The organism is Hymenobacter fodinae (genome assembly GCF_004745825.1).
Taxonomy (GTDB): Bacteria; Bacteroidota; Bacteroidia; order Cytophagales; family Hymenobacteraceae; genus Hymenobacter; species Hymenobacter fodinae.
On the sequence record NZ_SRLA01000001.1, the window covers coordinates 1,612,784 to 1,632,968 of the forward strand.

Below are 20,185 nucleotides of genomic sequence, written 5' to 3' on the forward strand. Positions count from 1 at the left end.
AGGGCCTACCGGGATGACGGATAGAAGCCGCTGAGCACACTCAGGCAGAAGTTCAGGTGAGCAAAAAGCAAGGAATAGGGAGTGAGGGCAGGATTAAGACAGGGCGGGCAAGAGCAAAACCGGAATGGCGCTTTCGCGAAGGAGTTGCGCCGTACTGCGGCGGTGCGTTAGGCCGTCTAACACGGAATGGGGGCGGGCAATCAGCACCAGCATATCGGCATTCAGTTCCCCGCTCACCCGCTGAATGTCGGCGGCTACGGAAGTGGTTTGTGGCACCAAGTGCACCTGTTCGGCGGTTAGGCTCTCGGCTAGGCCACTGGTACGCACCATGCGCAGCACCTGCGAGGCAGCGGGTGAAGGCACCGTCGAGTCGGTAACGTGCACCAGCGCGAGGATACCTTGCAGGGCCTGCAGAAGGTGGGGCAGAATCTGTTGACTGTCGTAGAGGGAGAAAGGCTCCCCATCGAGGGCCAGCAGGACGCGGCGCGGCGGAAATGCATCCCAGCCCGGCGGCGGTACCAGCAGCAGCGGAAACCGAACGTGGTGCAGCAAGTTCAGCGCGGCCTTGGCGAAGTCGCGGGCCAGCGGACTTTCGGCGCCGGGGTGGCCTAGCACCAGCAACTGGGGCTGGTGGTGACGGATGGCTTCGGTGACGGCCGTGGGCAGCACCTGCTCCGATATCTCTACCTGAGTGGGCACCGGTTGCGTGTCGGCCAGGGAGTATAGCGCCTGGCGGGTTTGCTGTACGGTGGGTGCGGCAGCTTCTTCCTCGGGGCACAGAAGGCCGTTGTGGCGCACGTGCAGCAAGACCAAATGCGCGCCCAGCGGTACGGCTAGGCCTGCTGCGTAAGAGAGGGCCCGGTTGGAAACGGCAAAAAAATCGGTGAGGACAACGAGAGACGGACTCATAACGGCAGACATCAAGCCTGGGGTGGCCTACATAGCTGGGGCATCGTCGTCGGGGCGCGGCTGGTAGTGGGTGGGCCGTTGGGTGCCCGGAAAGCCCAGGAAGTCGCAGCCCCAGCTAACGTCGAGGGGCAGGGCGGCATCGGCCTGCTGAGTGGCCTGAAGGGCGGGGGTGTTGATGGCCGATTGCGGCTTGGGTCCCGAGGGGCTAAAGCGCCTGGGCTGAGGGTAGTGGAGGCGGGGCTGCTGGGTCATGGCGCGGACGGCAATTAGCTGGTATGCGTGGGCCGTTGCGTACCGCGCCGATAAACGCCCGCCAGCGCGAGCACCGAAATAAGCAGAACCGAGAAGAACAGCGTGGGCGTAATCATGGTGGGGCTGGTTGAGGAGCCAGAGAGGCCCGTGGAAAAGAACGAGTACTATGTGAAGCTCTGGAATAACAAGAAGTAAAGCACTGACAATAATTAGGTTAGAAGATGATATAAATCATGGCCAACCCTGATAAGCGCGCCTGAGGATACCGAGCGGGAATAGGTGCCAGATCATGAAGTGGGGCGTGCCAGCACCGGAAACGGGGCGTTTTGCCTGCTTGAAGCGGGCACCTTTGGAACACTGCTTCACCTCACCCCACTACCATGAAAAAGCTACTATTGGCCGGCGCCCTCTGTGCCACTGCCACCCCTGGCCTACACGCCCAACCCACTACGCCCCCGGCCTGGACCGACCACACCCGCGCCCTCCCCGATAAGTTGCGGCAGGTGCCGGTGGGTCTCACGCTCTGGCACACGCCCAATCCCAACTACCCCGAGCCCAACCCCGCCCAGCCCGGCGGCTACGTCTGGAAGCATAGCACTATGGTGCGCTCCGAGGTAGGCGAGCTAGACGTGGTGGAGTGCGGCAGCTTTATCTGGTACAGCGAGGCCGGTTGGCAAGCCAACATGCGCGAAACCCCCGCTGAGTTTGCTGAGCTATTCCAGTGCCCCAACGGCCACCTACAGCCCGGCCGCACCTACACCTTCGCGAAAAACTACCGCTACGCCGATAGCGCCCAGCGCCTCTACGGCGGCGATGCACTCTGGTACATTCTGGCCAAAGACAAAACCGGCAAGCTCTACAAAGGCATGGGCCTGATTGAAACCGAGGCCACCGTCCGCTAGGCCAGTCCATTTGCTCATCTTTTCAATTTGTCTCCCATGAAACTGTGGCTTTTAGTTCTGTTGCTAGGCCTGTGTGCCTTCCAGCCCGTGCCTGCTACGTATAAGCTCGACCCCGCCGCCAGCCGCATCACTTGGACGGGCTACGCCGAAGTGGGCGATTACGCGCCAACCGGTACCGTGCAGGTACGGCAAGGCGAAGTGGCCTATGACGGACGCCGCTTGCACCAAGGCCGGGTGGAGGTGGATATGCGTACCATTGCGCAAGACCAGGCCCAACTGGCTGAGCACCTGCGCGGCCCCGATTTTTTTGACGCCGCCCGGTATCCTACGGCTGTATTTGTACTAAAGGAAATGCAGGGCGCTCAGGCTCTGGGCTACCTCACGCTGAAAGGTGTTACCAAGCCCGTGCGCTTTCCGCTTACCATCACCCGCCTGCCCACCGGCCAGTTACGCCTCCACGGCGTAGCCACCCTCGACCGCACCCAATTCGGGGTCAATTATAACTCCAGTAGCTTTTTTCAGAACCTGGGTAGCTATGCCATTCGCAACGAGTTTCGGCTGGAGTTTGAGGTAGTAGCCATCCGGGGCTGACCAGCAGTAGCCTAGGCCACTCCGGGCGGGGCGGCGCAACGTGGGCGGCACCCTTGGCGTACAGTTTAGCAACGTTCCACTCTACAACTCCCTTTCCACATATGGACCACGCTGCCCGCATCGAAGAAACTATCCAAGGTATCTACCACGCTTTTGAACATCCCGGCCAGCACCCCGCCGACTCGGGGCTCGGGGCCATCGACAACTGGATTCAGGCCCTCGATGGCTTGGGTGGCTCGGCGCTGGCGGGCCTGCAGGGTGAGTTGCGCAACCTGCGCGGCCACGTGCAAAACGACGACCGTCCGGCCATTGCCAACTCGCTGCAGCACCTAGGCCAGGAAACCTCCCTGATTGCCCGCAACATGCACGACGGCGTAGGCGACCATCTGCGCCACCTGGGCCAGGTGCTCATCACGGCCGCCGGCAACCTCAAAATGTCGTAAGCATTCAGGAACTGCCTAGGCCACTGCCGCCCTATTTATCAGCCTTGCCTTCTATGGGCGAGGCTGTTTTTTGACGAGGGCAGCCGGGCGTATGGCCCAGAGCATCATCGTTAATTCTTCTGTTTTACTTTTCTTTCTATGGAATCTACTCACTCCACCTCCGGCCAGGAGCAGCCGGCGGGCTCCGTGCTAGCGGGCAGCCAGCCCCACCTCGAAGCTACTCTGCACGCCCTGCAAACCACTAAACTACCGCACCTGCTCCCCGCCGCCGGCGACAACCTCTACCGCTGGATGAACCTCTTGCAGACGGTGGAAGGTGACCGGTTTGCCCCCCTGATTTTGGAGCTGCAAAACCTCTACAACGCCATCGACCACGGGACGCCCAACGGGCCGCAGGTGAAAGATTGTCTGCAAAAACTAGCTGGGCTAACTACCCAGGCCGCCGCCACGGCCGATGCGGAGTCGAAGGGCAAGCTGCAGGACTTGGCGCAAGCGTTGCGCGTAGCGGCCAGTACCTTATAGTGTTCAGCTTCATGGCCTAAGAGAAACGTGGTATGTGTTACCGAGGCCAACCCTGAGCGGAAGGAAGCAGTACACAAAGGCTCCTGTTGTTTCACCCAACTCCATACCGTATGTCAATCTCGCATTCTGCCAGCGCCGACCAATTGGAGGGTTCCCTCCGCGTGCTTCGCACCGAAGACCTAGGCCAGGCCCTGAACCTAGCTACTGAAAACATCGACGGCTGGATTTCCATGCTCCGCGCATCCGGCGAAACCGCTCACGCCACCATTGCCGCCGACCTCGTAAAGCTCAAAGGCTTCCTCAGCGGTACTGATGTCAACCCCATCAGCGACGTGCTGCAAACCTTGGCCGAGCACATCAACAGCTTTGTAGACGATTCCAATCCCCGCTACATCAACTCCCTCGACGAGCTCTCCAAATCTCTCACCGACGTAGCTCGCAAGCTACAGCTCGCCCGAGACGCTCAGAATTCATAAGAACCAAATAAAATAAGAGGCCCGTTCTTTATTGATAAAGAACGGGCCTCTTATTTTATTTCGTAGTGTTGGGGTCAATTATGTATTTTATGTATGAAAAAATTCTCGCTAAAATAATGAATACTATAAACAGTGGAAATATATTAAATTTTATTTTATCTATCAAAGGATCTTCAGACATTGCAAAGCTTATATCTGGTATATCATTCATTTGATGAAAAATTCCATTTTTTATAGATATACCCATAGCGATAATGCCGTTGCGTATTTTGTAATATTTGCCTTCGTAGGAGAAAGTGCTTATCTGTAATATCTGGATAATAATGGCGAGTATATAATAATATAGCTTGCCTAATAGAATCTTGTATCCTGTAAATACGTTCAAAAGGCTAAATGCAAATAAGGAGTAGATTATTAGTTGGCCATAAAATTGATTGTCTAATTTTAAGAACAGTTGAAAAAAAGTGGCGATGCCTGTCAATCCAATTAATAAAAAATACCAACCTAGAATTTTATCTATATTATTCTTAAACGTTATTTTATGCATAGGCTTGTTGAAAAAGTTAACTTATGAAATCTAATTAATTAATATATTAATACCCAGCCGCAGCATCGTCGCCACGGGGGTCGGCGCCGCCTTCCAGCTTGCCGCCGGGCAGCACCCGAATCACCTCTACCCGGCCCCAGGGGTTGCGTGGGTTCAGGGTGTAGCCGCGGGCCCGCAAAGAATCCTGGGCGGCGGGTACCAGGGCACCAGCTTCCACGTCAATCTGGTCGGGGAGCCACTGGTGGTGCAGGCGCGGCGCGGCTACGGCCTGCTGAGCGTTCAGGCCGTAATCAACGGTAGCCAGGATGGATTGCAGCACGCTGGTAATGATGGTGCTGCCGCCGGGCGTGCCGGTTACCAGGGCCAGCTTTTTGTTTTTGGTCAGGATGGCGGGCGTCATGGAGGAGAGCATGCGCTTGCCGGGCGCAATGGCGTTGGCTGCTCCGCCCACCAGTCCGTAGGCGTTGGGGGTGCCGGGCTTGCTGCTGAAATCGTCCATCTCATTGTTAAGCAGGAAGCCGGCGCCGGCTACCACTACTTTGCTGCCGTAGGCGCCGTTGAGCGTGGTGGTGCAGCTCACGGCGTTGCCCTGGGCATCTACCACGTTGTAATGCGTCGTCTGGTCCGACTCATACCCCGGTAGGCCACTCCCCGCCGCTACCTGGGCGCTAGGCGTGGCGCGGTAGGCCAGGGTAGTAGCCATGCGCTGCTTATTGTATGATTTCTCCAACAGCTGCGTCACGGGCACCTTGCCGAAATCTGGGTCGCCGAGGTAGGTGGCGCGGTCGGCGTACACGCGGCGCTCAGCTTCGGTAATCCAGTGCGTAGCCTGGGGCGAGTGCCAGCCAGCTTTGCCCAGGTTGTAGGGCTCCAGCATCTGCAGCATTTGCAGCAGGGCCACCCCGCCGGAGCTTGGTGGCGGGAAGGTAAGCACATCGTAGCCGCGGTACTGGCCGTGCAGGGGCGTGCGCCACTTGGGCTGGTAGTTCAGCAGGTCTTGCTTGGTGATGATGCCCTTGCCGCGCTGCATTTCGGCCACCACTAGGTTGGCCGTTTCGCCCTCATAAAAACCCGCCCGGCCCTGGTCGCGGATGCGCTCCAGGGTGCGGGCCAGCTCCGGGTTTTTCGCTACGTCGCCCTCGTTGAACGGCGCCGGCTTTAAATAAGCGTTGTAGGGGTTGATTTTGGCAAAGACTTCCCGATTGCCATTCAGCCCAGCGGCTTCCTTTTTAGTCAGTTTAACCCCGTTTGAGGCTAAGTCCACTGCGGGCTGCACCACGTCTTTCCAGGGCAGCTTGCCCAGCTTTTTGTGCAGCTCTACCATGCCGGCTACCGTGCCGGGCACGCCAGCCGCGAGGTGGCCTAGCGTGCTCAGGTTAGGCACCACGTTGCCTTGCGCGTCGAGGTACATGTCGCGGGTAGCGGCGGCGGGGGCAGTTTCCCGGAAATCGAGCGCGCCTTCTTGTCCATCGGCCCCGCGGTAGAGCAGGAAGCCGCCGCCGCCGATGTTGCCGGCCACCGGGAACACCACAGCCAGCGCAAACTGCACCGCCACGGCCGCATCATACGCATTGCCGCCTTTGCGCAAGATTTCTACGCCCACGCGCGTAGCCTCAGGGTGGGCCGAAACCACCATGGCTTTATCGGTAACTACGGGTGTGGCCGCCGGAACAGGAGCGGCTAGGGTGGCGGAAGCAGCAGGGGGAGTGGTGGTTTGGGTAGTGGTGCAGGCAACCAATACTGCCAAAGCCAGTGGGTAGAAAAAGCGTTTCATACACCCAAGGTACGAAGAAGGTAGTGGGGTAATGCTCTTCGCAAATTCACAATTTCGCCAATTCACGTCCTAAATTCCTCAATCCGCGTAGCTTTGGGCCACACCTACCTGTGCCTTTCGCCATGACGACCGACACCCCTACAACCGCCCCCGAAGAAGTTTCTGACCTGCTCCCGATGGTGCAACAGGACCCCTGGCTGACGCCCTTCGAGCCCGTACTACGGGCGCGCCAGCAGCGTTTGCAGCAACGCCTCGATGAAATTCGGCAGCAATGCGGCTCCTTGAGCAGGTTTGCCTTGGCTCACCAGCGGCTAGGCCTTAACTACGATGCACGCCGCAAAGGCTACTGGTTCCGGGAGTGGGCCCCGGCCGCCGAAGCGCTCTACCTGATTGGCGACTTCAACGGCTGGGACCGGCAGGCCACCCCGCTCACGCGCGGCACCGATGGCGTATGGGAAGTGTTCCTGGCCGATAAGGAGTACCAGAATAGGCTTACCCATTACTCCCTGTTTAAGGTGCACGTGGTAACCAGCAAAGGCGGCAAAGACCGCCTGCCGGCCACCCTGCGCCGCGCCGTGCAGCACCCCGAAACCCACGATTTTGCGGGGCAAGTGTGGCGCCCCGAAACCCAGTTTGAGTGGACCGACCAGAAGTTCCGGATTCCGAACTGCGTGCGGGAGCCGTTCATCTACGAGGCCCATGTGGGTATGGCTACCGAGGAGGGCAAGGTGAGCACCTACCTGGAGTTTGCCGAGCTCATTCTGCCGCGCATTCAGGCCGAGGGCTACAACTGCCTGCAGCTCATGGCCATTATGGAGCACCCGTATTATGGCTCCTTTGGCTACCATGTGGCCAACTTCTTCGCCGTATCGTCGCGGTTTGGGACCCCCGAGGAGCTGAAGCACCTCATTAATGAAGCCCACCGCCGCGGCATTGCGGTGCTGCTCGATGTAGTGCACTCCCACGCCGTGAAAAACGAAGCCGAGGGTCTAGCCGATTTCGATGGATCTGAAGCGCAGTACTTCCACCCCGGCGAGCGGGGCAGCCACCCCGGCTGGGACTCCAAGCTCTTCGACTACGGCAAGCCCGAGGTGCAGCAGTTTCTGCTCAGCAACGTGCGCTACTGGCTGGAAGAGTTTCACTTTGATGGCTTCCGCTTCGATGGCATTACCAGCATGCTCTACCATCACCACGGCGAGGGCGTGGCCTTCGGAAGTTACGACCAATACTTTGGTGCCGATGCCGACGACGATGCCATCCTCTACCTGCAGCTAGTTACTACCCTGGTCCGCGAAATCAAGCGCAGCGCCATTCTTATTGCCGAGGACATGAGCGGTATGCCGGGCTTGTGTAGGCCTATCGAAGAAGGCGGTATCGGGTTCGATTACCGCCTGGGCATGGGCATTCCGGACTACTGGATCAAGCTGCTCAAACACACCCGCGACGAGGACTGGAATCTACATGAGCTCTGGCACGTGCTCACTAACCGCCGCCTGGGCGAGAAAACGGTGGCCTACGCCGAAAGCCACGACCAAGCCCTGGTGGGTGACAAAACCTTGGCCCATTGGCTGCTCGATAGAGCCATCTACGAGCACATGCACAAAGACGACCCCGACCCCATTGCGGCCCGCGGCATTGCCCTGCATAAGCTCATTCGGCTCATTACGCTTAGCCTAGGCGGGGAGGCCTACCTCAACTTTATTGGCAACGAATTTGGCCATCCTGAGTGGGTGGACTTTCCGCGCGAGGGCAACAACTGGAGCTACCACTTCGCCCGCCGCCAGTGGAGCCTAGCTGATAACCTCGACCTGAAATTTCAGTACCTGCTGCGCTTCGATCAGGAGATGATCAAGGTGGCCAAAGCCACTCGCCTGCTGAGCCCCACCGCCGCTGGTATGGCCCGCGAGCTGAATATCGACACCAATAACCAGGTGCTCATCTTCGAACGTGGCAACCTGCTCTTTGTCTTCAGCTTCCACGTCGACCGCAGTGTGCCCGACTACCGCTTCTACGTGCCACTGGCCGGCCGCTACCGCATCCTGCTCAACTCCGACGACCCACAGTTCGGCGGTTTCGGCCGCATCGATAACACCGTCACCTTCGAAACCTTCGAGGAAGACGGCGTAAACAAGCTCAGCCTCTACGTAACCAGCCGCACCGCCCTTGTGCTAACTCGGATATAAAGTTAAAAGTGGCCTAAAGCGAATCAACGACCATTCTAAACCGTCATGTCGAGCTTGTCGAGACATCTCGCTTGAATCGTTGGTTTTGCTAACAACGCCAGCGCGCGAGATGTCTCGACATGACGGGCTTAGTAAATAAACAGGTCCCGTTGCGACTAGCGCAACGGGACCTGTTTGGGTATTGCCGGTACACGAAACTGGCCTAGGCCACTATTTAGCTCCTGTCTTGACACGCTGCACGGCTTCTTGGGCACGCTCGTCGCGGGTGTTGCCTTTCTTAGCCCGTCCTACCCAGGTGGCTAGCTCCTTGCGGCGGCCGTAGGGTAACTCATCGAACTTGGCTTGCAGGCCGGCATATTCCAGGGCGTCGCGCAACTCAGTGGGAACATCTACGGGGCGCTCTTCAGTATCGCGCTCCAGTACCACGTGCACGGTGCTGCTCCAGCTTTTACCAATGGCGTTCCGGATTTCTTTGCGCACTGGCAGCATGTGCTCCCCGTTGCCCAGTGGCAGCAAACTCAACCGAATGGGGAAGCCATCGATAGTGCCGCGCACGGGTAAGGCCGCCGTAGTGCCGTACAGTTCCTGCACGTTGAAGGGAACAACAAGGAAAACGCCATTATCGGAGGCGTCCATTTCCAGGTCGGCGTCGAATTCGTGTTGGGGGGCGGGTGTACTCATGTAAGCAGAAGGAAAAAGACAATCTAGCGGTGAGCCCAGGCAGTTTCCAACCCACTCAACACCGTATTTAATTTGGTAGTATCGGTTGGCGCTACCACTTGCAGGTTTTGCGCTGCCACCGGATAAGTAGCACGCAAGCGTTCGGCCACGTCCTCGGATGAGGCCAGTACTACATCGGCCCGGCGCATGGCTAAGCGTTCCAGCTCCTGAATCCAGCCACGGTCGGCGGGCGTGTTGCGGTCCTGGGCCAGGCTGTGCACGTGCAGCACCAGCGGCCGGCCCGTTTGCTGCCTGATTTCCATGGCGGCCAGCCACGTAGGCCAGTCGGTAGCATATATCACGGCAAACTCTTCCGTTACTACTTGGCGGGAGGCCAGGCGAGCGTACTGAATCACCTGAAAATTAAGGTCAGCATCAGGAGCTGGGGTGAGCTGCAAAGCCGCCAGGCCGTCGGGTAAGTTCTCCGCAAGGGGCGTAGCGGCCACTGGCACCTCTACGGTGGGGAGAGCGGGTACTACATCATCCTGCGGCTGGGCGAGGTCCTGAGCTTCGGTGGCCTCGGGCTCCGCGCCGTCCGCTTCAAAATCGTCGAGGTTCAGTAGGCCACCCGTTGGGCTGATGGGCTGCGGCTCGGGCACCTCCGGAGAAGCAAGACCAACCGTGGCGGTGCGCTGGGCGGCAATGGCGGTACCTGGCGTGGCAGTAGAGGCATGCGCCGCCCGCCCAATGTAAGGCTCGGCCGGTGTAGCCAGCGGAGCAGATGCACCAACAGTTCGGGCACCCTGAGCCTCTACAGAGCTGCCCAGGTAGGGCGCCGCCGGGGCCTGCCAGCCCGCAGCATGATCCGGACGAGTTGGTAAGGCCTTGATTTGCGCAGGCGTAAGCTCCGACAACACGGTGACGTGGGAGTTTGGAGCGGAGGTAAACGTGATAGGGCGGCGGGGCAGTACAATGGCTAGGGGCGTGTAGGGCGCCAGGGCCTGAACCAGGGTAAACACGGGCGGAGCAAGCTGCTCGCCAGTGCGGGGAGAATCGTCCCAGCCGAGTAGCAGTACGTGGGATGCGGCAGGCGTCATAAAGGGGGGATAACAGAAGGCGGCACTAACCTAGTACGGCAAGGTAGAGAAAAATGCCGCCCGCCGCGTTCTGCAGAGGCCTTTTTCCGAAAAACTCAACCGTAATGGGCCGGAAGTGGCCAGAATCATTTTTACCTTGCAAGCTTAAACCGACCCTGCCGGCGCGGCTGGCGCTGCGGCTGGGTTACTCTCTCCCTTCACCACCATGGCCGATACTATCCAAGAGAACAACTACATGGTAAACGACTTGGCCGCTCGGGCCAAGCAGGAGTTTTATCCTGGTCAAGTTGTTTCCTGTCAGCAGACTGGCGCTGACTTTCTCTTTCTCTGCGACAATGGCGTGCAGCTCCGGCTACAGGTTATTACCGATAAAGTGCTGCGCTTCCGGTTTGCCACTGATAACGGGTTTGCCCCCGATTTCAGCTACGCTTTCCCCGAAGGTGTGCCGGCCCGGCAAGAGCCCGAGTTTCTGGAGTTCCGGGAAAAGCCCGACCACTACCGCATCACCACCGACCGCCTCATCTGCACTATTGCCAAGGCCAACCTAGCCAGCCGTGTGCTCGACCGCTCCGGCTCAGTGCTGAGCGAGGATGAGAAGGGCTTCCACTGGGAGTACGACTACGATACCGGCAACGACATCGTGAAGATGAGCAAGCTGGTGCAGAGCGGCGCCCACTACTACGGCCTCGGCGACAAGCCCGAGAACATGAACCTGCGCGGCAAGCAGTTCACCAACTGGGGCACCGACACCTACGGCTATGTGAAGGGCTCCGACCCGCTCTACAAGAACATTCCGTTTTTCCTGGCCCTGCACCAGAAAATTGCCCACGGAATCTTCTTCGACAATACCTTCAAGGCTTCCTTCGACTTTGCTGCCGAGCGGGCCGACGTGGCAAGCTTCTGGGCCCAGGGCGGCGAGATGAACTACTACTTCATCTACGGTCCCTCGCTCATGGAGGTGACCGAGGAATACACCCGCCTGACCTGCCCGCCCGAGCTGCCCCCACTGTGGGCCCTGGGCTACCACCAGTGCAAGTGGAGCTATTTCCCCGAAAGCCTGTTCAAGGGCATCGCCAAGGGCTTCCGCGACCGGCAGATTCCGTGCGACGCGCTCTACCTCGACATCGACTACATGGATGGGTACCGGTGCTTCACCTGGAACCCCACTCACTTCCCCGACCCCAAGCGCATGGTGCGCGAGCTGGCCGAAGATGGCTTCAAAACCATCGTCATCATCGACCCCGGCATCAAGATTGACCCCAACTATAGCGTGTACCGCGAGGGCCTGCAGAACGACTACTTCTGCCGCCGCGCCGATGGGCCGCTGATGAAGGGCTCGGTGTGGCCCGGCCTCTGTAACTTCCCCGACTACACCCGCCCCGAAGTGCGCGAGTGGTGGGCCGGCCTGTTTAAGGGCCTGATTCAGGAAGACGGCGTGAAGGGCGTGTGGAACGACATGAACGAGCCGGCCGTGTTCGAGAAGGGTACCTTCCCCGATGACGTGCGCTTCAGCTACGACGGCCACCAGGCTTCGCACAAGAAGGCGCACAACATCTACGGCATGCAGATGGCGCGGGCCACGGCCGCCGGCGTAAAGCAGTTCAGCTACCCCAACCGTCCGTTCACCATCACGCGCAGCACCTACTCGGGCGGGCAGCGCTACTCCTCCGGCTGGACCGGCGACAACGTGGCTTCCTGGGAGCATTTGTGGCTGGCTAACATTCAGTGCCAGCGCCTGAGCATCTCGGGCTTCAGCTTCATCGGCTCGGACATCGGGGGCTTCATTGACACGCCCGATGGCGAGCTGTACGTGCGCTGGGTAGCGCTAGGCGCCTTCCACCCGTTCTTCCGCACCCACAGCTCCGGCGACCACGGCGACCAGGAGCCCTGGAGCTTTGGGGAGCAGTATGCTGAGCTGGCCAAGAGCTTCATTGAATTGCGCTACCGCCTGCTGCCCTACATGTACACCACCTTCTGGCAGTACACCCAGCAGGGCACGCCCATGTTACGCCCCCTGGCCTTCCTCGACCAGACCGACACCGACACCTACCTGCGGATGGCCGAGTTTGCCCTCGGCGACCATCTGCTAGTATGCCCCATCACCACACCCGGCGCCGATGGCCGCTGGATGTACCTGCCCAAAGGCCAGTGGTTCTACTACTGGACCGATGAGGCCAAAGCCGGTGGTGCCGAAGTGTGGGCCAGCGCGCCCCTCGACCGGATTCCGCTCTTTATCAAGGCCGGCGCCGTAGTGCCCATGTACCCCGTTATGCAGTACGTGGGCGAGAAAGTAGTGGAAGAAGTTACCCTGCATGTGTACTACAAGAACGGCACCGAAACCAGCGTGCTGTACGACGACGGCGGGGAAGGCTACGGTTACCAAAATGGCCAGAGCACCACGCGCCGCTTCAAAGTAAAAGGCACCGAAACCGGCCTAGTGCTGCAGCAGGAAACCGAAGGCGACTACCAGACCTCGTTCACCACCTACCACGTAGTGCTGCACGGCTTGCCCTTCGCAGCCGCTGCCTTCAGCCTAGATGGCGCAGACGTTGCAGGCAGCGAAACGACTACGGAAACCGGCCTCACGCTGCCAAGTGTAGTGGTTAATGCTGGTTTTACGGAGCTGATCATTGGGTAGATTCTCAAGGCGCTTCATACAGAAAGCCCCCGCAGTTCTCAGACTGGCGGGGGCTTTTTAGTGGCCTAGAAGTAAAGAAACGAGGGTAGTAGGTAGCGTCACAGCTCTAGTTGCACGTCGCCGCCCACGGGGTGGCCTACGCAAGTCAGCGTCAGGCCTCGGGCTAAGTCGCGCTCCGTAAGCACCTCGTTGTGAGAGAGCCACACCTGGCCTTCCACGCAGCGAGCTACGCAGTTACCGCAGATGCCTGCCTCGCAGCTGTAGGGCAGGGTTAGACCATGGCGGCGCGCGGCCCGCAGAATAGTATCGGGGTAGACGACGGGAAACTGATGCACTTGGCCGTTGGCTTCCACCCGCACGGTATGCGTAGCGGTGTCGGGCGGAAGATCGGGCCGAGTGGGTGGAGGCAGTACGAAGTTTTCACGCCGGATATGGTCAGCAGATAGGCCTACCGCATGCAAACCGTAGGTGCACATCCGCATATAATCCAGAGGGCCGCACACGTATGCCAGCATACGAGTTGGGGTAGTGGTGGCGTGCTCCCGTACCAGGGTCACAAGCAGGTCTTTGTAAAGCCGCGCCCGCGCCAAGTTGGGGTGGTTGCTGAACAGGAATTCTACGTGCAGCCGGTCGGGGAAGCGGGTGGCCAACTCCTGCAGTTCTCGCCGGAAAATAGCATCCTCGGGAGTGCGGTTGCTGTAAACAAGCAATACGTGTACTTCCGGCTGGGTATGCAGCACCGACTTAAGTATAGAGTAGAGTGGCGTAATGCCGCTGCCAGCTGCAAAGAGCAGTAGTTGCTCGTAGGCCACTTCGGCGGGGTCAGGCAGCGTAAACAGCCCTCCCGGGCCTAGCGTCAGAACTTCATCTCCCACAGCCGCATCGTCAACCAGCCATCGTGAAAACAACCCATTATCAAGGCGGCGCAGCGTAATGGCTAGGCCAGTATCCACCTCGGGCGCCGATGACAACGAGTAGGAGCGCCGCAACTCCGGGTGGCGCGGGTGCAAGAGCGTCAAGTATTGGCCTGCTCGAAAGGGCAGGGGTGAATCTGCTTCCAGCCAGAACGTTTTGGCTTGTGGCGCTTCTGCCTGAATGCGGGTAATGCGGAGCGGAATAGTCACGGAGGGGTATGCTGGATGTTGAGCGGAGCGCGCTAGGCCACTTCCGTGCTCTGCACTGAGGGGTAAGTTACTGGGCCACCACGTCGCGAAGGTAGGCGTATACCTCGGGGTTGCTGAGCAGGGTGCCGTGGTGCAGCTTAGGATACACTTGGGTGCTGATGCGCAAATCGGGCGGGGCGGCCGGGTCGCGGAAAATGCGGCCGTGGGCGCTGCCGGCCCCCACCAGCCCATCACCAAAATACTCGTGCAGCACCGAGGTAGCCGACTTTAGCAGGGAGCCCACCAGCACGTGGTAGTGCACGCCGGGCAGGGGTGGTACCACGGTGCGGGGCGGAAACAGGTCATCGGCGTGAGGGTTCTGCCAGTCCTGTTCCACCAGGCGGGCGTGGCGGAGGTCCTTAATGCCGTTGCTGCGCTTATCAATCAGCCCACTCACGAAGCGAGTAGGCCATAGGTTTATTTTGCGCAGAATCAGGGAAGTGAAAAAGCTGTTCTGCTCCAGAAACGAGCCATCATTGGGCACACCCAGCAGCACCACGTCGCGGAGGTGGCCTAGCCAGTTGCTTGGAGCCCCCGGTTCAGCAGCAGTGGTACCCCGGGTTGCGCGGGCCTCCTGGTCGGCATAATAGCCAGCGCTCCGGATTACTAGGCCGCCCATGCTATGGCCTACCAGCACCAGCTCACCCACAGCCGCGGGGAAAGTTTGCACCAGCTCCGTGAGTAGCTTATGGAGCAGCTGGCCGTTTTCGGAAATGTGCAGGCCAGAGTTGTAGCGTACGTATAGGCAGCACGCACCCAGCTCCTGCTGCAATGCGGGTCCATAGCGGAGGCCAGTGGGGGAGCCCGTTTGCCAGATAATCTCATCGCCCATGAGGCCGTGCAGAAATACCACTGTTTTCTGCGGCTGCCCGGCCGGCCCCGGCGTCAGACGCAAATCGGCCACTGGTACATCGGCCTCGTGGCGGCGGAAGCTCATTTGAATAGCCCGGTGGTCGTGGCGGGCGGCCAGCTGGTCGCCGAAGGCGCCGTTGAGCACGGGCAGCGTAAAGTGCACGTTTTCCTGCCCGGCCCGATACAGAAACTCAGCCCCAGCCAAGGGAGCCCGCGCTACGCGCCCGGCCGCTGCCGCTACCCGTCGCCAGCGGCTTCCGTCCGGGGCAGAAGAAAAATCAGGTGAATCGGGAGTTTCCGGCACGGGGTAGAAATTGGGTTGAGGAGGTAGAAAGGTGAGGATTTGACGGCATTCGGCAAGCTACAGGCCTAAGGTAAAACCTGAAGTAGGTCTGGCACATGCTAAACCGTTTACAAGTAAAAAAGTCCGGCCACTACGAGCGGTAGCGGCCGGACCAGGCAAACTATGAACAGAAGCGCCGGCTATTCAACAACCAGCTTCCGCACCACGGGCCCATCGGGCGTTTGCAAGCGCAGGGTATATAGGCCAGGCCGTTGCCCCCGCAAGTCTACCAACCGGCCGTGCGAGTCGGCGGGGGAGGCGGCCGCTTGGCGTAGTACCTCGCGTCCGGTTACGTCGGATACGGTGAACGGGGCTGTGGCAATGGCTGCGTTACCCAAGGAAGCCAGCGAAAACTCCCCGCCTTTGCTAGGGTTAGGATAAATCTGCAGGGCAGCATCAGTAGCTGGGTTGCGCGAAGCCGTTACTACCCCAGTAAGCGCAATGTCATCAACAAACAACTGATTGCCTACTACTGTGGTTTTATCAAAGTCGCTGGTAAACAGCATCTGCAGTGTATCAGGGGCAACTGTCTGCGAGTATTGAATAGGTAGATCTACCAATGTATAAGTGGTCGTAGCTGGCAGGTATACACCCACAAAGCCAACTTCCTGCGTATTTCCTGCAGTGGTTTTCAGCAGCTGAACAGCAAAGGCTGGCCGGCTGGTAGAGTTAGGGGCCTGGGTTGCTTTATACCAAAATTGCACCCGCGTGGGACGGCTGGTATAAGGAACGCCACCCAGGAAGTCACCCCCTCCATTGGGATTGAGGCGGGTGCCTAAGTACATGTCGCCGGGCACAATCTGACTAAGAACATCAAAATTCTTCGTTTCCAGCAGGGCTCCAAAGTTGCCGGCATGCTTGTCGGTTGATTTGGTCATGGTGCCAGAGCTAACTGGTAAACTGGGTACGTTGGCCAGCAGCGCAATAATATCGTCGGTGTTTAACCAACCTTGCGGAACCTCCTTGGTGTGGCGGGCTTCCCAGAGTTCCATGCTGCCATTATTAACCGTAGGAGCTGTTTGCGCCAGGGCCATAGTAGAATACAGCAGCCCCACCAGCGCCGCCGTTACAGTACGTAAGATTGATTTCATAAGAAGGAAGACTGAGAGGTAAAGGCACAATAACCTCCTATACGCGCGATATGGCTAAATGTCAGAGGATTGTGAGAAATATATTATATAGACAATAAAATACTCTAGAAGCTGCACGAGGCAGCATTTTAATGGCAGTGCCCCTCCCAAAGAACAGGTGCTGCCTACTCTACTCGCCGACGGGGCCACAGCCAACCGAGCACCAAGCCTGTCAGGAGGCCCCCTACGTGGGCGGCATTGTCGGTGGTGTGTGCTTCTAGGCCACCCGCCAGGCTGCTGGCCATCAGATAGAACACAAAAAGCAGCACCGTACGTCGGGCTGAGCGGTCGAAGGAGGTGGGGTGCCCAGCCAGCGTAGCCAGCAGTAGTCCATACAGCCCAAAAATAGCCCCCGAGGCTCCTACCGACAGTACTCCTTGGGTGTGCCACCACAGGCTGAGCAGGCTGCCGCCCACTCCGCTCAGCAAATAGACTACCAGCAGCCGGAGGCGCCCGGTTAAGCCTTCCGTCATCAGCCCCAGAAACACCAACGACGACATATTCATGAGTAAGTGGGCGGGTCCGCCGTGCAGAAAGCAACTAGTGAGCAGGCGCCAGGGCTGGCCGGGCAGGGTCAGGGGCGAGAAGTTGGCTCCCCAGCGCACCAGCTCAGCGCCGGTAGGGGCCAACGCATGGTTCCCAGCCAGAGCCACCAGCACGTAGGCCAGTACGTTCAGCCACAGTAGCAAGGGCGTGACCACATAGCCGGGGCGCGGCCAAAATACCCCACGGCTCACCTGGCGCAGAAAGGCCCATCCGGTAGGCTCGGGCTCCGGGGCGGCAGGCTGGGGCCGAGGCCGAGAGCCCTGGGGCAACTCCTCCGGAATCAGGCCCCGGCGCTGCAACTCCTGCACGGCCGCTTGCACTACCGTTGCCGGGTAGCGCTGCCCGTGCTGCGCCAGGTAGAGCAGCTCGGCATCGGTTTTTTGCGCAAATAAGGAGGTAAGGTCGGGGCCAGCCATGAGTAAAGGGCCACCGGGTAGCCCGCTGCATGCGCGGGGTGGCTACCCGGTGGCCCTTCGGGGGCGTCACAAATCCTGCCAGGGCCCAGGCACCTGACAGGATTGCGGGCTCAGTGGCCTAGAGGTCGGTGATGTTGCCCTGGATGGGGGCCCGCTCGGAGGCCTTGCCACGCAGCTCGTTGCTGATATCCGTAGCCTCAAAGTCCGCCCGGTTCATGTCGCGGTCCATCATGGGGCGGCCAGACTCGTAGCGCGACTTGAAGTTCAGAAGTGAGTTCTGGCGCAGTACCAGGGCCTGCTGCATCAGGTCGAGGCGCTCTTCCATCACGGGGTGCAGGTGCTGGTTATAAGCCTTAGCTTTCATAAACCAACTAATGCGCTCAAGCGTGAGGTCAATTTGGCCGGGGAAAGTGCCAGCGGCCGAGTCGCCCTTAGCAATGTTGGTGAGGTAAGCCGATTGGTTTTCGGCCAGAAAATAGCGACGGGCCATGCGCAGGTAGCGGCCGGTAGCTGTGGTGTCGGCACGGTCGGCGGCAGATAGCTGCTGCCGCACCAGCTGCACTTGGGCCTTGGTTTCGGCTTCAAAATCGGGGAGGCGCTGGGCTCTCACAGCCTCCAGCACAATAGGCGCCGTGCTGACCGGTTTGGCAACGGGCTGGGCTTTGGGGCGCAGCACCAGCCACCCCGTTATTACCAGCAACACCAGGCCTAGCGCGACGGGCAGCCAGCGCTTCCACGCTGCCGGCTCGGGCTCCTCGTAGTCGTAGGGCAGGGGCGGCGCTGATGGGGGCGGCGGGGTAGTTGGCAGCTGAATTCCTCGGCGGCGTAGTTCCTGGGTGGCGGCCATAATCAGGGCCGAGTGGTAAAACTCAGAATGCGCTACCAGGTAGCGTAGCTCATCATCAGTTTTTTGCAGAAAGACATCATTGCCGGGAGCAGACATAATAGCAGCGGAAATAGGATAAGGTAGAAAGTGGGCAGAGGCCTAGCGTAAGCCGCAAGCCCTGGCAAGCAAGATAGGGGAGGTGGTGCGGCAAAAAAAGCCCAGCCGCGCCTAACCCCAACCGCAGCCCGTGGCTGGCGTATAGCCAACGCCGGGCCTCGCCTGGTTTTCTTGATGTATCATCCCTTCCTCTGTTATTCCTATGAACACGCCCACCCCCAATTCTGCCGAACAACCCAACAAGCAAAATGCTGAAAACCAACCAGGTGAAACCCCGCAAACCCACCAGAGCGACCTGACTCAGGACGAGGGCGACGGTATTCGGGGTGGTTACGGCGACGCCGACCAAACCAATGGCCTAGAGGGCGGCGCCAACGCGGGCCCCGACGGCGGCCCCGAGCACAACAGCTAAGCCCACACATAGGCTGGCATGTCATTCCGCCCGCAGGTGGGAAGCAGCAGTACTCCAGCTAAGGAGTCTCCTGCCTTCCGCCTGCGGGCGGATTGCTTGTGTTATAGCAGCAAGGGGTTGTTGAGCGCCACCTTGTAACTTGGCGGGCATGGCGGCTTTTTCTCGATTTAGCGGGCGGTTTATTGGTCTGAGTGGCCTAGCACTATTGCCGCTGCTGGCACGGGCCCAGCCGGGCAACCCCTTACGTCGCCTATTACGGCAAGACACTGTGCTGGCGCCCGTGCTACATGAGGCCCGAGCTCACCGGCTTCAGATTTTGTATACGCAAATCAACCGCGACGCCCAGGGGCAGCCCCATTTTCGAACCTACCGGTTGCGGGTCCGGCCGCGGGAGTACTTCTACCCGGCCAGCTCCATCAAGCTGCCCACGGCCGCGCTGGCCTTAGAAAAGTTGCGGGCTCTTTCGGCAGCCATTCCGGAGCTTACGCCTGAGTCGCCGTGGCGCATCGATTCTGCGTTTGCCGGCCAAACACGTGTGCTCCGCGACACTAGCAGTGCCACGGGGCGGGCCAGCCTAGCCCAGTACGTGCGTAAAATGCTGCTGGTGAGTGATAATGATGCCTACAACCGACTATATGAGTTTGTGGGTCCGAAGGCCCTGAACGAGGGGATACGCCGCCACGGTTGGCACCACACGGTGCTCCGCCACCGCCTCTCGGTGGGCGACCAGGACCCCGGCGCCCGGCACACCAACCCCATCAGCATCTACGCCGATACTGCGCTGCAGCGCCCCTTGTACGTGCAGCCGGCTGCGTCCTTCGAAGGGAAGTGGCCTAGCGTACGGCAGCATGGTCGGCGCATTGGGCGAGCCTACTTTCAAGGCAGCCAACGCGTAGAGGAGCCCCTCGACTTCTCTACTAAAAACACTACCTCGCTGCCTGATCTGCAAAATGTGTTACGGGCCGTGCTGTTTCCTGAGTCGGTGCCTGCCTCGCAGCGCTTGGCTCTCGACTCAGCCGACCTGGGTTTGCTGCGGCGCTACCTGAGCATGGCGCCACGGGCCAGTAACCGGCCGCGCTATTCCCCGGCGGCCTATCCTGATAATTACGCCAAGTTTCTGCTGGCTGGCCCACTGCCCACCGGAGTGCAGATTTTTAACAAGATAGGGCAGGCCTACGGCTTTCTGATAGACAACGCCTACATCCGAAACCCCGACCAGCACGTGGAGCTTCTACTCAGCGCGGTTGTCTACGTCAATTCTGATGGCGTGCTTAACGATGACCAGTACGAATACGACGCAATTGGCTTACCTTTTCTGCGGCGGTTGGGAGAGGTGGTGTATGCCCATGAGGTGAAACGAGCAGCCAAAAGCCGGAAGTAACAAGT

General features: G+C 59.5%; 19 protein-coding genes. 9 read left to right on the forward strand and 10 right to left on the reverse strand.

Annotation, left to right across the window (positions count from 1 at the left end; all coding sequences use genetic code 11):
• Positions 1-93 precede the first annotated feature (93 nt).
• Positions 94-909 carry a universal stress protein gene (locus tag EU556_RS06795; protein ID WP_167855484.1) on the reverse strand — a complete coding sequence of 272 codons (816 nt, stop codon included), beginning with the start codon at positions 907-909 and terminating at the stop codon, positions 94-96.
• A gap of 27 nt (positions 910-936) precedes the next feature.
• Positions 937-1,161 carry a hypothetical protein gene (locus EU556_RS06800; RefSeq protein WP_135432400.1) on the reverse strand — a complete coding sequence of 75 codons (225 nt, stop codon included), beginning with the start codon at positions 1,159-1,161 and terminating at the stop codon, positions 937-939.
• 380 nt (positions 1,162-1,541) lie between these two features.
• Here EU556_RS06800 and EU556_RS06805 point away from each other — a divergent pair, with 380 nt between their 5' ends.
• The 5 genes from EU556_RS06805 (at position 1,542) to EU556_RS06825 (ending at position 4,095) form a co-directional block, all read left to right on the forward strand.
• Positions 1,542-2,063 carry a hypothetical protein gene (locus tag EU556_RS06805; protein ID WP_135432402.1) on the forward strand — a complete coding sequence of 174 codons (522 nt, stop codon included), beginning with the start codon at positions 1,542-1,544 and terminating at the stop codon, positions 2,061-2,063.
• Positions 2,064-2,099: 36 nt separating this feature from the next.
• The gene (locus EU556_RS06810; protein ID WP_135432404.1) at positions 2,100-2,654 is read left to right on the forward strand and encodes a YceI family protein; all 555 of its coding nucleotides are present in this window, start codon (positions 2,100-2,102) and stop codon (positions 2,652-2,654) included.
• 101 nt (positions 2,655-2,755) lie between these two features.
• A complete protein-coding gene (locus EU556_RS06815; protein WP_135432406.1) occupies positions 2,756-3,097 on the forward strand; it encodes a hypothetical protein in 342 nt (113 codons plus the stop codon).
• A 138-nt stretch (positions 3,098-3,235) separates the two neighbouring features.
• Complete coding sequence (locus tag EU556_RS06820) at positions 3,236-3,619, forward strand: hypothetical protein (RefSeq protein ID WP_135432408.1); 384 nt, start codon at positions 3,236-3,238, stop codon at positions 3,617-3,619.
• A 110-nt stretch (positions 3,620-3,729) separates the two neighbouring features.
• A complete protein-coding gene (locus EU556_RS06825) occupies positions 3,730-4,095 on the forward strand; it encodes a hypothetical protein (protein WP_135432410.1) in 366 nt (121 codons plus the stop codon).
• Positions 4,096-4,688: 593 nt separating this feature from the next.
• Here EU556_RS06825 and ggt read toward each other — a convergent pair.
• Positions 4,689-6,416, reverse strand: a complete 1,728-nt coding sequence (ggt, locus tag EU556_RS06830) for a gamma-glutamyltransferase (RefSeq protein WP_135432412.1) — start codon at positions 6,414-6,416, stop codon at positions 4,689-4,691.
• Positions 6,417-6,538: 122 nt separating this feature from the next.
• Here ggt and EU556_RS06835 point away from each other — a divergent pair, with 122 nt between their 5' ends.
• Complete coding sequence (locus EU556_RS06835) at positions 6,539-8,599, forward strand: alpha amylase C-terminal domain-containing protein (protein ID WP_135432414.1); 2,061 nt, start codon at positions 6,539-6,541, stop codon at positions 8,597-8,599.
• Positions 8,600-8,809: 210 nt separating this feature from the next.
• Here EU556_RS06835 and EU556_RS06840 read toward each other — a convergent pair whose 3' ends face one another.
• Entirely contained in the window at positions 8,810-9,280 is a 471-nt protein-coding gene (locus EU556_RS06840; RefSeq protein ID WP_135432416.1) for a YdeI/OmpD-associated family protein, read from the reverse strand.
• 23 nt (positions 9,281-9,303) lie between these two features.
• Positions 9,304-10,356, reverse strand: coding sequence for a glycosyltransferase (locus tag EU556_RS06845; RefSeq protein ID WP_135432418.1), 1,053 nt, complete (start codon positions 10,354-10,356; stop codon positions 9,304-9,306).
• 205 nt (positions 10,357-10,561) lie between these two features.
• Between EU556_RS06845 and EU556_RS06850 the strand changes: the two genes are divergently transcribed.
• Positions 10,562-12,994 carry a glycoside hydrolase family 31 protein gene (locus EU556_RS06850; RefSeq protein ID WP_245327467.1) on the forward strand — a complete coding sequence of 811 codons (2,433 nt, stop codon included), beginning with the start codon at positions 10,562-10,564 and terminating at the stop codon, positions 12,992-12,994.
• Between the two features lie 98 nt (positions 12,995-13,092).
• Here EU556_RS06850 and EU556_RS06855 read toward each other — a convergent pair whose 3' ends face one another.
• The 5 genes from EU556_RS06855 to EU556_RS06875 all read right to left on the reverse strand — a co-directional run bounded on the left by EU556_RS06855 (position 13,093) and on the right by EU556_RS06875 (position 18,387).
• Entirely contained in the window at positions 13,093-14,118 is a 1,026-nt protein-coding gene (locus EU556_RS06855) for a ferredoxin--NADP reductase (protein WP_135432420.1), read from the reverse strand.
• A 67-nt stretch (positions 14,119-14,185) separates the two neighbouring features.
• Entirely contained in the window at positions 14,186-15,313 is a 1,128-nt protein-coding gene (locus EU556_RS26460) for an esterase/lipase family protein (protein ID WP_135432422.1), read from the reverse strand.
• 179 nt (positions 15,314-15,492) lie between these two features.
• Complete coding sequence (locus EU556_RS06865; RefSeq protein ID WP_135432424.1) at positions 15,493-16,443, reverse strand: T9SS type A sorting domain-containing protein; 951 nt, start codon at positions 16,441-16,443, stop codon at positions 15,493-15,495.
• A gap of 164 nt (positions 16,444-16,607) precedes the next feature.
• Positions 16,608-17,444: a rhomboid family intramembrane serine protease gene (locus EU556_RS06870; RefSeq protein ID WP_135432426.1), complete on the reverse strand. Its 837-nt coding sequence runs from the start codon at positions 17,442-17,444 to the stop codon at positions 16,608-16,610.
• Between the two features lie 118 nt (positions 17,445-17,562).
• Positions 17,563-18,387, reverse strand: coding sequence for a hypothetical protein (locus EU556_RS06875; RefSeq protein ID WP_135432428.1), 825 nt, complete (start codon positions 18,385-18,387; stop codon positions 17,563-17,565).
• Between the two features lie 202 nt (positions 18,388-18,589).
• Between EU556_RS06875 and EU556_RS06880 the strand changes: the two genes are divergently transcribed.
• On the forward strand, positions 18,590-18,799 hold the full coding sequence (locus EU556_RS06880) for a hypothetical protein (RefSeq protein ID WP_135432430.1): 210 nt from the start codon (positions 18,590-18,592) through the stop codon (positions 18,797-18,799).
• Between the two features lie 148 nt (positions 18,800-18,947).
• Entirely contained in the window at positions 18,948-20,180 is a 1,233-nt protein-coding gene (locus EU556_RS06885; protein WP_135432432.1) for a serine hydrolase, read from the forward strand.
• Positions 20,181-20,185 lie beyond the last annotated feature (5 nt).